This window comes from Saccharopolyspora pogona, from assembly GCF_014697215.1.
Lineage (GTDB): Bacteria > Actinomycetota > Actinomycetes > Mycobacteriales > Pseudonocardiaceae > Saccharopolyspora > Saccharopolyspora hattusasensis.
Genome location: NZ_CP031142.1, coordinates 983,827 through 996,011, shown reverse-complemented (window position 1 = coordinate 996,011; position 12,185 = coordinate 983,827). Strand labels below are relative to the sequence as shown.

9 protein-coding genes are annotated in these 12,185 nt (G+C 65.6%); 2 read left to right on the top strand and 7 right to left on the bottom strand.

Going from position 1 to position 12,185, the window contains the following annotated elements; genetic code table 11:
- Positions 1-11: 11 nt before the first annotated feature.
- The 7 genes from DL519_RS04160 to DL519_RS04130 all read right to left on the bottom strand — a co-directional run bounded on the left by DL519_RS04160 (position 12) and on the right by DL519_RS04130 (position 9,787).
- Positions 12-1,310: an aspartate aminotransferase family protein gene (locus tag DL519_RS04160; RefSeq protein ID WP_190812968.1), complete on the bottom strand. Its 1,299-nt coding sequence runs from the start codon at positions 1,308-1,310 to the stop codon at positions 12-14.
- The gene (locus DL519_RS04155; RefSeq protein ID WP_223838420.1) at positions 1,307-3,028 is read right to left on the bottom strand and encodes an acetolactate synthase catalytic subunit; all 1,722 of its coding nucleotides are present in this window, start codon (positions 3,026-3,028) and stop codon (positions 1,307-1,309) included. The genes DL519_RS04160 and DL519_RS04155 overlap by 4 nt, the downstream gene beginning before the upstream one ends.
- Before the next feature lie 45 nt (positions 3,029-3,073).
- Positions 3,074-3,910: a transposase family protein gene (locus DL519_RS04150; protein WP_190812966.1), complete on the bottom strand. Its 837-nt coding sequence runs from the start codon at positions 3,908-3,910 to the stop codon at positions 3,074-3,076.
- A gap of 504 nt (positions 3,911-4,414) precedes the next feature.
- Positions 4,415-5,830, bottom strand: coding sequence for a diaminopimelate decarboxylase family protein (locus DL519_RS04145; RefSeq protein WP_190812965.1), 1,416 nt, complete (start codon positions 5,828-5,830; stop codon positions 4,415-4,417).
- A 661-nt stretch (positions 5,831-6,491) separates the two neighbouring features.
- Positions 6,492-8,000: a peptide MFS transporter gene (locus DL519_RS04140; RefSeq protein WP_190812964.1), complete on the bottom strand. Its 1,509-nt coding sequence runs from the start codon at positions 7,998-8,000 to the stop codon at positions 6,492-6,494.
- Between the two features lie 549 nt (positions 8,001-8,549).
- The gene (locus tag DL519_RS04135; RefSeq protein ID WP_190812963.1) at positions 8,550-8,723 is read right to left on the bottom strand and encodes a hypothetical protein; all 174 of its coding nucleotides are present in this window, start codon (positions 8,721-8,723) and stop codon (positions 8,550-8,552) included.
- 176 nt (positions 8,724-8,899) lie between these two features.
- A complete protein-coding gene (locus DL519_RS04130) occupies positions 8,900-9,787 on the bottom strand; it encodes a LysR family transcriptional regulator (protein WP_190812962.1) in 888 nt (295 codons plus the stop codon).
- 220 nt (positions 9,788-10,007) lie between these two features.
- Here DL519_RS04130 and DL519_RS48345 point away from each other — a divergent pair, with 220 nt between their 5' ends.
- Positions 10,008-10,769, top strand: coding sequence for a transposase (locus DL519_RS48345; protein ID WP_317891347.1), 762 nt, complete (start codon positions 10,008-10,010; stop codon positions 10,767-10,769).
- Positions 10,770-11,415: 646 nt separating this feature from the next.
- Positions 11,416-12,174, top strand: a complete 759-nt coding sequence (locus DL519_RS04120) for an IclR family transcriptional regulator (protein ID WP_190812961.1) — start codon at positions 11,416-11,418, stop codon at positions 12,172-12,174.
- Positions 12,175-12,185: the final 11 nt, after the last annotated feature.

Sequence of the window (12,185 nt, the reverse complement as noted above, 5' to 3'; positions counted from 1 at the left end):
TGTTGGCCCGATCAGCTGGTGACCTCGGTCAGCGCGCGGTCGACGGCGGCCAATGTGCGGGCGACGTCCTCCTCGGTGTGCGCGGCCGAGACGTACCACAGCCCGTTCTCCCTGGCATGGACGCCGTTGCGGACCAAGCTCTCGGCCAGTTCGCGCAGTGGTTCGGTACGGCCGGCGAGCACGTCGGCGTAGCCTCGCACCGGGTCGGGCGCGTCCCAGTGCAGCCGGATCACCGAGCCGGCGCGGGTTGCCCGCAGTGGCACCCCGTGCCGATCGGCACGCTCGTTGATACCTGCCGTCAACTCGCCGGACAGGCGCTCCAGAAGCGGATAGATAACGTCTCGCTTCGCTTCCAGCACGTCGAGGGTGGCGTTGGCGGCTACCACCGAGAGCGCATTGCCGTTGTACGTGCCGGCATGCGCGACCCGGCCTTCGGCGACCCGCATGACCTCGGCCCGGCCGGCCACCGCGCTGATCGGGAACCCCGAGCCAAGGGCTTTGGCCAGGACGGTCAGATCGGGCACCACTCCGAGCCGCTGCTGCGCCCCACCGAGTGCCAACCGGAACCCGGTCACCACTTCGTCGAACACCAGCAGGCAGCCGTACCGGTCACACAGCCGCCGCGCCTCGGCCAGGTACCCATCGTCGGCGAACAGGTTGCCGCCGTTCACCGCGACCGCTTCCATGATCACCGCGGCGACCTCGAAGCCGTGCCGCTCCAGCAGGTCGGCCAGCGCTTCCGCGTCGTTCCACGGGCACACCAGCACCTCCGGCCCGACCACACTGTGGTCCGGGACGGCCACCGGGCGCGGTGCCGGGCCCGAGCCCACTGGGCTGCCCGGCGTGTTGGCCGTGACCGGGTCCAGCCAGCCGTGGTAGTGGCCCTCGAACTTGACAATCGCTCGCCGCCCGGTTGCCGCCCGGGCCAGGCGCAGCGCCGCCTGTGCCGCCTCGCTCCCGGTCACGCTGAGCAGAACCATTTCCGCGCTGGGCACCAGCCGGACGATGCGCTCGGCGAGCTCGGCCTCGGCCTCGTGCTGGCCGCCGTAGAGAACGCCGGCGGCGAGTTGCTCGCGCACCGCATCAAACACCGAGTGCGGCTGGTGACCGAGCAGCATCGGGCCGTAACCGGCCACGTAGTCGAGGTACTCGTTGCCGTCCACATCGGTGATCCGGCTGCCGGATGCCCGGACGAAGGCCAGCGGAGTCGGGCGCAGCGCTGCCCGGCGGGCGGAACTCACGCCGCGCGGAATGACCTCCCGCGCCCGGTCCATGTAGCGGCGCGAGTGGGCGAACGGTTCCTCAGTCATCGGCGAGTTCCTTCGGTCAGCTCGCTCAGTGTGGGATTGCCATCCCAGGCGGAGATCGGCGGATAGGCGTCCGGCTCGGTGATCACATCGATCACCGTGACAACCGGGGCGGCCTGCGCGTCGCGCAATGCGCCAGCAAGCTCGTCGGCGGACTCGACGCGAACGCCGCGCGCTCCACAGGCTACGGCGATGGCCGCATGATCGACCGGCGAAAAGTCGATAGCGTCAGTGTGCTCAGCGAACTGATACAGCTCGGCGTGCTTCTGGTAGCCGAGGATCGAATTGTTCAGCACCACGACCGTGATCGGCAAGGCCATCCGAACGGCCGTCTCGATCTCCGCCCAGCAGTGCGCGAACCCACCATCGCCGACGACCACGACCACGGGGCTTTCCGGGTGTGCGGCCTTCGCACCCAGTGCCATGGGCATCCCCCAGCCGAGTCCGGCCAGACCGCGTGGCGCCAGGAAGCGTTGACCAGCGCGCCGGGCACGCAGGTAGTTGCATATCCAGACGGAGCTGTAGCTTGCATCGGCCACGACGATCATGTCTTCGGTCAGCTGGGCGTCCAGCTCGCGCATGATCCGCTCGGGCCGGATCGGGGAGGCGTCCGATCCGGCCAGTGCCGAGATCTGCGCCTGGTGCTCGCGTCGTGCCTCCTCGATCTGCGCGACAACCTGCTCGCGGGCGACCGCGCGGGCGTCCAGCGAGCCGGTCTTCAACTCGTCCAGCAGTGCGCGCAGGGTCAGCTTGGCGTCGCCGACCAGCCGCAGCGCCTCATAGTTGCGTCCCACTTCGACCGGGTCCATGTCGAGGTGGACGTAGGTCGCCGACTGCGGGAACAGGCGCCAGCCGTCTGTGCCGTTCTCGTTGGTCCTCGTGCCGACGAACAGGATCAGGTCGGCGTCCCCCACCAAGGGGCGAGCGTGTCGGGTCGCGCCGTTGACCCCCATGGCGTAGCCGATCACCCCTACGGACAACGGGTGAGTCTCGTCCACCGAGCCCTTGCCCATCGCGGTCGTGGCCACCGGCAGCGAGGCGAGCTGTTGAAGCTCGGCCAGTTCGGACGCCGCCCCGGAGGTGTGCACTCCGCCTCCGGCGACCACCAGCGGTCGCCGCGCCGTCGCGAGCAGTTCGGCCACCCGTTTGATCTGATCCGGACCGGGCGCGTACCTGTCCAGCGGGAACTGGCCGTACTGGGCTTTTCTGGTGGACCCGACCGGAACGGGCTCGGCAAGGACATCCTTGGGCACCAGCAGCACCACCGGCCCAGGACGGCCGGAGGCGGCTTCCGTCATCGCCGCGTCGACATAGTCGTCGACCCTGGCCGGATCGTCGAGCCGATGGATCGCCTTGGAGCAGGCGCTGAACAACGCCACGTGATCCAGTTCCTGGAAGGCATTGCGATCGCGGGCCGACCTCGGCACCTCCTGGACGATCGCGAGCACCGGCACCGACGCCTTGAACGCCTCTGCCAGCGGCGGCACCAGCAGGGTCGCGGCGGGGCCGTTCTGGGCTGCCACCACACCGACCCGGCCGGTCACCCTGGCATAGCCATCAGCCATCGCACCGCCGGCGTTCTCCTCGCGGTAGACCACCTGTCGAATCGACTGCTCCGGAGTCGCCAGGAAGAACAGTGAAGGCAGACTTTGCCCGAACACGTCGCGTACCCCGTGGCGCCGCAACGCCGCCGCCAAACTTTCGGCGACTGTGTTTCCCATCTTCACTCCTCCGTTGAACTTCATTGAGGTGATCTCAGTAGGGGGTTATGCGAGTCGGCCGTGTTCGAATTGGGTGAGTACGAGTGCGGCTTTGACGATGGGGCCGATTTTGCGGGGGCTGGTGGTGAAGTGTCGTAGGGCGCGCCAACGGCCGGTGAGCAGGGCAAATCCACGTTCGCCGAGGGCGCGCAGGCCGCGCAGCAGTTTGTTGTAGGTCTGGTTGTCGACGTCGAGTGGGCGGCCTTTGCTGGTTTTGGGGTGTTTGATCGGGGTGAGGACCCCGGCTCCGGCACCCTGGTAGCCGCCGTCGGCCAGGGTGGGCAGGTCGAGCTGGGAGTAAGCCCAGTACAGGGCGCCGAGGACGTGGTTTTCAGCGGCGGTGATGTCGTGGACGGACCCGGGCTCGACGTCGGAGACCCACAGCGGGAACCCGTCCGGGTCCGTCAGTGCTTGGATGTTGCCGGCTTGTTCGCGGGTTTTCCCGGAGTACCACAGGTCGATCTCGGTGCCTTTGGTGCTGGTGGTCTTTTCGCCGAGACGGTCGGAGGAGAAGTTTTTGCCGTCCAGGATCAGATAGGCGTCGCCGTTGTCTTTGGCCCGTTGCAGGGCGTCGTGCAGATCCGGGGCCTGCGCGGCCAGCGCCTCGATGCCCTCGTCGACATACCGGTAGCCGGTCGCGCGGGCGACACCGTGATCGCGGGCCAGTTTGGTGGTGTCGGTGCGGTCGCGGAACCACCGCAGGACCAGCACAGCCTGCCAGAACGTGGTCAACGCCCGGCGCCCCTTGCGGGTCCCTTTCCGGCGGCGTTCACCGGCCAGCAGCTTGCTGAGGAAGAGCACCAGTTCACGGGGAACATCGAGTTTGGCAGAATACGTGACCACGTGGGGCCTTCCCTGGTCGAAGATCGTTTCTTGGTCGAACTTCTTCTACCAGGGACCCCACGTCCCACTCTCCCCAGGCCAGCCCTACCCGATCACACACCCATTCCGGCAGGCCGCCTTCAGCCACTTCTTACCGAGATCACCTCATTGGCAGGTGCAGGAGAGTCCAGCATGGGCAGCCATAAGCAGTCCAATAGAGGACTTTTCCTGCCGCAATAAGCGCTTCTTATCGTTTTCGATAATGAGCGATTACCGTGATCAAAAGAGCGTCTATTAGCCGACGCGACCGGGCGGCCCTAACCTTAGCCTGCATCCTGGATCTATAGTCCGGCGAGCGTTCGACGCCATACGCCTGAACACACCCGACTCCGCCCCGCAAAAAGCCGAAGCCGGCCGCCGCGGTGCCTGCCGTGCGCCCGCTCCCGGGCTGGTCAGGTCGAGCCATCTCGGCCCGTGGATGCTCAGGGCGCTGCCGTGGCGGGTGAAGGCGCCAGTGGGACCGCGTCACCTGCGCAGACGTGGCGGGATCCGGTGTTTGGCGAAGACATCGAGGACTGATTCCCGTTCCTTGATGACGTCGACGCGCTCACCGTTTACGAGCACGGTGCACGGGCGCGGCACACCGTTGAACTGCGTGGAGGCGGTCTCGGCATACATGCCAGCGTCCAGCACGGCCAGGATGTCGCCTCTGTTCAGCTCTGGCATGGGGCGGTCGCGTGCGATCGGGGAACCAGTGCACAGCGGGCCGACGACCGTGGCGGCCTCGACGGCGGGCGTGCGGAGGCGGTTGGCAGCTAGGACGTGATAGTTGCTGCCGGAGGTTTCGATCCTCATCAGATTGTTGATCGAGAAGTCGGCGTTGATCCAGACCCGCTCGTTGTCGCGTTTGATCTGTCCGACCGTCCCCAACAGCACACCGGCGTTCCCGACGAGATAGCGCCCGGGTTCCACCCAGAGCTCCGGGAGCGGAATACCCAATCCGTTCAAACCCGAGATCAGCTCGCTGGTCACGACCCGGATGTGGTCTTCGACCCTGGTGGGGTTGAGTTCGCGGTTGCGAGATTCCGGATCTCGTTCACGTGCGAAGCCGCCGCCGATGTTGAGCAGGCGAGGAACGTAGCCGGTTCGTTTCTCGAGCACACCGATCGAACCCGTGAGCTCGCGCGCCCAGGCCGTGTTGTAGTCGAGGTCCGGGAGAAGCCGGCCGAGGTGATGGTGATAGCCGAGGAGATCAAGTCCCGGCGTGTCCATGATGGCCGGGATTAGCCGCGCGGCATTCTCGACGGAGAGACCCCACTGCGCGGCCTCGATCTTCTCTGCAAGGGATCGTCCGGCGCTGTCGATGTAGTCCGGAGCCCGATCCGCAAACTCCTCCGGGATCACGCGCAAGCGCAGACAGACGCGAATAGAGCGATTCAGTTCCAGCGCGATGTCACGAAGGAAACCGATTTCGTCCTCTCCGTCGATGTTGATGACCAGCCCGAGTTCGGCCGCAGCGCGCAGGTCACGCGGGCTCTTGTTGCTGCCGTTCAACACGACCGAGTCTGGCGTTGCCCCGCCGAGGAAGGTCGCGTAGAGCTCACCTTCGCCAAAACAGTCGCCCCCGGCTCCTTCTTGGTGGAAGATCGCTCGTACCGCGAGGTTGTTGTTCGCCTTGATCGCGTAGAGGATCTTCGTTGCCGCTGGCCAGGCGTCGGCCATGGCGCGGGCTACCCTGCGGTAATTGGCGCGAAGCGTCCGTTCGGACAGCATATAGAGCGGGGTGCCGAACTCTTTTACCAGCTCATCGACACGCTTGCCCTCGACCATCAGGCAGCCATCCGAGGTCACGCTCATGCTGTCGGTGGCGGTCAGAATCGGCGAGAGCGCATCGTCGCCGTCGGCAAAGGCAAGATCCGTGGAAATAGAGGCTTCCGACATGGCGGCTCCCCTTGTTGTTGAAATGGGAACTCAGCTTGATTTCAGGACTATTCGCCCGCTCGAAGTCATAGGTCCGTGCAGGGGCCGTGAGCGTCACGGCCTTTACACGTCGGCAAGGCCGGGCGAGTCTGATGGTCGAATGTCCCTGGGGATCGTGCGCCACCTGCAGGACTCTTCGAAGCGTGTGGCGGTGCAGGGTCTTCGCGATGTCAGCCGGTCACGATCTGCAGACCGATGGGCCGCCCGTGCTGATCGAACCTGCGGGGCACGCTCAGAAATTTCCGGCATATGACCGTCTCCACTTCGTTGTGGTGGGATCAGGAGCCACCGGGCGGTGGTCGCGGCAAACCGGGCCGGCGCCCGAGTCATGAATCATGGCCCGGTGAAGCCTGGAGACCCGTTCGGATCGAGTGGTTGTACGGAGATTACGACCGCTCGACCGCTCCGTCGAATAGAAGATCCTTTACCGGCCATAACCGTTTGTTATTGAAATAACCGGGGCAGGATTACACGATGTGCCCGTGATCGACATGGCCGAACCGAGGACTGTCCGATGGGCACTGGCACACGCTGAAGCCGGGATAGTCGGCACCAGGCCTGCCGGTGGACATCGAGACCGCGGGGCCTGGTCGTCGATCGCCGAAGCGGCCGGTGGGACCGGTCAGCGCTCGAGTCCCGTCTCCAGGAGACGCCCCACTGGTCCGCGCGCCGCGAAAAGTGCCAGGCCGATTCCGATGCCGCACACGGCGGGGAGAGTGAAGTAGGAGGCGTCGTCGATCGCGGTGAACAGCTGGCCGAGCAGGCCCGCCAGGGACGAGCCCAGGGCGAGCGTGAGGAAGTTAAGACCGACCATCTGGGACCGGAACTTCTTGGGGCCGATCTTCGTGGCCAGGGACAGCCCGATCGGGCCGACGAAGACCTCGGAGGAACCGGCCGCGATCATGAACAGGAGGATGAGGATCAGCGGGATATCGGCGTCTCCGGAGGCCTTGGAGATGATGAGCAGGAACAGGTAGGCGCAGCCGATCTGGGTCAGTCCGATGGCGAACTTGGCCCCGGGCCCGGGTTGCCGCTGTCCCAAGGTGTTCCACATCCGGGCGATGAACGGGGTGATGAGGACGAGCGCCAGCGGGCTGACGGTCGTGATCCAGGCGACCGGGAACGTCCATCCGCCGATGTGCAGATCAATGCGTTCCATGATGAGGATCGAGAGCGCGGTGAACTTCTGGAACAAGAAGCCGAAGTACACGCCAGAGGCCAGGAAAAGGGGAAGATAGCCCAGGATACGCCGCCGCTCGTCGCTGCTGACGGCCGGCGAAGTGGTCATAGTGAGGAAGTACGCGGTCGCAGCCAGCAGCGCGGCGACGGTCACCACGGTGGACAGGTTCTCCGCCCGGAACAGTCCGGTGGCGACTCCAGCGCCCACAGCGGCGACGAAGACGAGGCCCACGATGACGACGAGCGGGCGGCGGTTCGGGGGTAGGGGGTTGTTGACGATCCGGGCACGCTCGGGCAGGTGCTTCATCGAAACGCGGTACTGGACCAACGCCGCCACCATGCCGATAGCTGCCAGCCCGAATCCGTAGTGGAAACCCAGTTCGTTCTGGGCGAGACCGGTCGTGAGCGGACCGACCACCGCACCGATGTTGATGGCCATGTAGAAGTAGGAGAAACCGGCATCCCGATAGCGCTCGTCGGGGTTCTGATCCAGAACGAAGCCGACGATCGAGGTGATGTTCGTCTTCAGCGCCCCGGTGCCGACAACGATGCACACCAGACCGATTCCCAGTCCAGCAAAGCCAGGAATGAAGGCGAGCACAAGGTGCCCGATGGTGATGACGATGGCGCCGGACAGCACCATGTGCTGCGGGCTGACGAGCCGATCGCCCAGCCAGGCCCCGAAGATCTGGGACAGGTACACGGCGCCCCCGTAGGCACCGACGATGCCCGCAGCGACGGCCGGGGCCATGGCAAGCCCGCCGTCCGCCAGCGCGTAGAGCAGGTAGAACGAGAGGATGCCCTGGAGGCCGTAGAAGGAGTAGCGCTCCCACAGTTCGGTGAGGGCCATGCTCCACAAGCCGCGTCCGAAAGGACGTCCGGGCGTACCGGCCGGTGCCTCATGGGGGTCGCGGCCGTTTGCCACGGTGGTCTGGTGCGGTGTCTTTCTCATTGGCTGAGTCCTTCCCAGTTGCAAGGCAAAAATGACGGGGGTCGTGGGAACTCCCACCGTTCGGCAAACGCCGATGAGCCGGTAGCTGGTGCGCACGCCGAGCCAGCGCAGCGGGCTTTCAGCGGCCGGAGTCGTGGTCATTCCACGGCCGCCGTGTCAGTGTGGTGACGCGTTTCGAGGCCCGGTCCAAGAGGATGATCCGAACGGCGAGGTAGCCGGCCGTCACACGGTGTCCGGCGAAACCGCAAGCGACGCCGATTCTGGTGCCCGGATCGAAGCTGATCCCGGCACACGAGTCCCGGATCGCACCGATGGCACCCCGCCTGCCGCGTTCGATGGCGAACTGTGGGTCGGGAACAGCCGGAGTCGTTCGCACATAGTGCGCTCGGTTCGGGCGCCTACAGGGTTGCTGCTTGGGCCGGTAAGGATCGGCGAGCTGACCAGACGACTTCGCGATGCGGACCGAAGCCGACGATCCGACCGCCGTTGATCACGATCGCGCGTCAACACCCGCGGATCCCGACTCCGTTGCTATCCGCCCGTTGGCAATCAGCAGAGCGTAATGCGCCGCTGCCGGGCGTTTTCCGCCCGGTAGACGTCCTGCCGAATCGACTGCTCCGGAGTCGCCAGGAAGAACAGTGAAGGTAGGCGATGCCCGAACACGCCACGTACACCGTGGCGCCGCAACGCCGCCGCCAAACTTTCGGCGACCGTGTTCCCCATCTTCACTCCTTCATCGAGCGTCACCGGCAGGTGCCGGAAAGTCCAACACGGGTAGCCACAAGTGGTCCAATAGACGTCTTTACCCAGCGCGATAAGCGCTCGTTATTACCATGCTCAGGCGCAATGGTGGAGCCGCTCCGGCGGGCAGTACAGCGACGGTCGCCCAGTCGTGCCTGTCACCGCCCGACCCGGCCCAGGCGCTCCCGGCACAACTCGATGAACCGGTCCACCGGCGCGTGCGCGGCGCCCGGACGCCACGCCACCACCAGCGTGCTGGTCGGGACGGGCTCGACGAACCGTCGCACCCGCACCCCAGGCGGGCACAGCTTCCCCGCCCGATGCTCGTCCAAAACGGCGATGCCGACACCGTTGGCGACCTCACGCAGGATGTGCTCGGCGTCGGGCTGTTCGAGCACCACCCGCTGGGGTCGGTCGCCCCAGATCTGCCGCCGGATCTCGTCGTGATACCCCGGCCCCTGCTCTCTGGGCCAGTGCACCAGCGGCAACTCGACCACGTCGTCGAACGACACGCGTTCCCGGGCCGCCAGCGGGTGGTTCTCAGGCATCGCCATCACCAGCTCCTCCGTCGCGACGACCAGCGACTCCACCTCCCGGTGGCGCACTGTCGATCGCACGAACGCCACGTCCACGGCGTCCGCTTCGAGCAGTTCCAAGTTCTGGCTCGTCCACGCGGTGGACAGCGACAGCCGGACCGCCGGATAGCACATCCGAAACCGTTCGACGAGCTCGTGCATGTTCAGGTCAGGACCGGAACGGGTGTAGGCCACCCGCAACACCCCCGTGGGCTGCTCCGCTGCCGCCCGCACCCGTTCAACACACAGGCCGACCTGGGCAAGGACCAGCTCGCCCTGCTCACGCAACACCTCACCTGCCGTGGTGAGAGTGATCGCCTTGGTTCCCCGGTGGATCAGCGGCGTCCCCAGTTCCTGCTCCAGAACCTTGATCTGCTGCGACAGACCCGGCTGCGAAATGTGCAGCTCCTCAGCCGCACGACCGAAATGGAGCACGCGCGCGAGCACCAAGAAGTACTCCAACCGCCGCATTTCCACCTGGCGAATGCTACACGGACACCATCCTTGAGCTCCCACGCAAGGGACAGATCTCGACGCCTGTCCCCCACAACACCAGCTAGTGATCGCACCATCGGCGTCAGACCTCGCCCGCATCCTGCTCCGTACTACTGGGTGAGTTTCTGGAGGCGGTGTTCGGCGATGCGAGCCGAGCGCCGCGAGGTAGCCCGCACCAGATCTCGGGCCTGATGCGGTGGTAACGGGCGATCCTGATGACCGCGGCCGTGTCACGACTGCGCAACCGGCACCACGCCGTCTGAGTCGCAGTCACCGGCGCCGCGCGCGAAAGTCATCGTGCGGCTCGCTGGCGGCTATACCCGCGGTTGAGCAGCGCAAACATCAACAAGCACCTCAGGATGCGCCACGGTGGCCGCAACGGAACTCCAGGGTTCTGCCCGCCGAACTGGCAGGGTTCGTCGGGCGGCAGAGCGAACTGCGGGAGATCAGGCGCGGTCTGTCGGCGTCACGGCTGGTGACCTTGACCGGTGTGGGCGGCGTGGGCAAGACCCGTCTGGCGGTACGTGCTGCCTGGGAGATGCGCAGAGCGTTTCCGGACGGTGTGTGCTTGGTCGAGCTGGCGGGTTTGGAAGACGATTGCCTCGTCGCACAGGCGGTCGTGACCTCACTGGGACTGCAGGACCAGTCCACCCGGTGGACCGCGGACACCCTGGCCCAACGGTTGGCAGCCCAGCGGATGCTGCTCGTGCTCGACAATTGCGAGCACCTGCTGGACGCCTGCTCAACTCATCACGACACTGGTAAACAACTCGGCCCTTATAAAGGTGTCTCCTCGCGCCGCCTGCGTCGGGAGTTTCCCGAGCACATCCGCAAATACCTGTGGGGCAGCCACTTCTGGTCCCCGTCCTACTTTGCGGGTGCCTGCGGCGGAGCACCGCTGGAGATCGTCAAGGAGTACATCACCCCCCAACCAGAAACACCCCAGTTAAAACGCTGAAGCTGGCCGAGGACACCCATCATCGATGGTTCGGGGCCACCCAGGCACAGATCGCGGACCGAATGCTATTGGAGCAGGACAATATTCGTGCCGCGCTGGAGTTCTGTCTTGCCACGTCAGGGCAATACCACGAGGGTTTGCGGATCGCCGATGCATGCCGCGACGTGTGAAGGGGCAACGGACTCGTCAGTGAAGGACGCCGCTGGTTCGAACGCCTCTTGGGCCACGACGACCAACCCAGCGTCGCCCGAGCTCGTGCGCTCGCCAGCGCCACCCTTCTCGCGTTGCTGCAGAACGACCTCACTGCAGGGACCCGCATGTTGCGCGAGAGCAAGCAATTAGCTGACGACCCCGGCCTCTGCTCGCCTCGGAGGCTCAGATCCCCGGCTAAGCTTGCGACAGCCAACCCAGCGCCGCCCCAAGCCCGGCTCGCCAGCGCCACCCATCTCGCAGTCCTGCAAAACCGCTGCCCCGGCGCATCGCTGCGCCTTGCTCGGCGCGGTGAACCAGTAGTAGTCCGCCCTGCCCAGGCTTTGTTTCTCGGCCTTGGCTTGCCGGGTTTTGCATGAACGAAAACACGCCAAGCCTTGACCAGGCTGCGCGTACTCCTTAACGTGTGTTCGCATCTTACGAAAGGTGTTCGTATATGTCAAACACATCGCGTACTTCGAGCACGGCGGCTACCGCGTTGCGCGTGCTGCGACTACTCGCCGACAACCCGGGCGGCATGGGTATCACCGAGGTCGCGCGAGCGCTGGAGATCGGGAAGAGCAAGGCCCATCTCCTGCTGGCCACGTTGCTGGAACAGGAGTTCGTTGAGCGCACCGCGGATAGCCGGTATCGGCTGGGCCTGACGGCGTTTGAGGTGGGGTCGGCCGTTCCGGACGCGGCGCGGTTCGGGGGTGATCTGATCGCGCCGATGCGTGCGCTTGCTGACTTGTGCGGGGAAGCCGTGTCGCTGGCGGTCCTGCGGAACCGTGACGCGATCATGATTCAGCGGTTCGAAACCAAGCACGTGCTTCGGGCCGAGATCGGTGTGGGCACGCGGATGCCGTTGATCAGCTGTGCTTCGGGGAAGTTCCTGCTCGCGCACATGACCGACGACCAGGTCGACAGCCTCTACCCCGGTGAGGTGCTGCCGCGTGTGTCCGCAAACAGCGTCCGCACCAAATCCTCACTCAAGGCTTTGTTCCCGGAGATTCACCGGAAGGGCTATGCCCTCAACGACGAGGAGTACGCAGAAGGGATTTCTGGCGTCGCCACCGGCGTCGCCGACGCAAGCGGACATTACGTGGCCGCGCTCAGCGTCGCCGGGCCCAGCAGCCGTTTCCGCACCGACCAGTGGATCGAGCCATTGGCGGAAGCGGCGCAGAAGATGACTGAACTGCTATCCAGCCGGCCCTGACCGGCTGAGGA

Excerpts from the sequence above, each read along its gene's own strand:
- DL519_RS04160 (WP_190812968.1), bottom strand. The coding sequence starts at position 1,310 with ATGACTGAGGAACCGTTCGCCCACTCGCGCCGCTACATGGACCGGGCG.
- DL519_RS04155 (WP_223838420.1), bottom strand. The coding sequence starts at position 3,028 with ATGGGAAACACAGTCGCCGAAAGTTTGGCGGCGGCGTTGCGGCGCCAC.
- DL519_RS04145 (WP_190812965.1), bottom strand. The coding sequence starts at position 5,830 with ATGTCGGAAGCCTCTATTTCCACGGATCTTGCCTTTGCCGACGGCGAC.
- DL519_RS04140 (WP_190812964.1), bottom strand. The coding sequence starts at position 8,000 with ATGAGAAAGACACCGCACCAGACCACCGTGGCAAACGGCCGCGACCCC.
- DL519_RS04135 (WP_190812963.1), bottom strand. The coding sequence starts at position 8,723 with ATGGGGAACACGGTCGCCGAAAGTTTGGCGGCGGCGTTGCGGCGCCAC.
- DL519_RS04130 (WP_190812962.1), bottom strand. The coding sequence starts at position 9,787 with ATGCGGCGGTTGGAGTACTTCTTGGTGCTCGCGCGCGTGCTCCATTTC.
- DL519_RS04120 (WP_190812961.1), top strand. The coding sequence starts at position 11,416 with ATGTCAAACACATCGCGTACTTCGAGCACGGCGGCTACCGCGTTGCGC.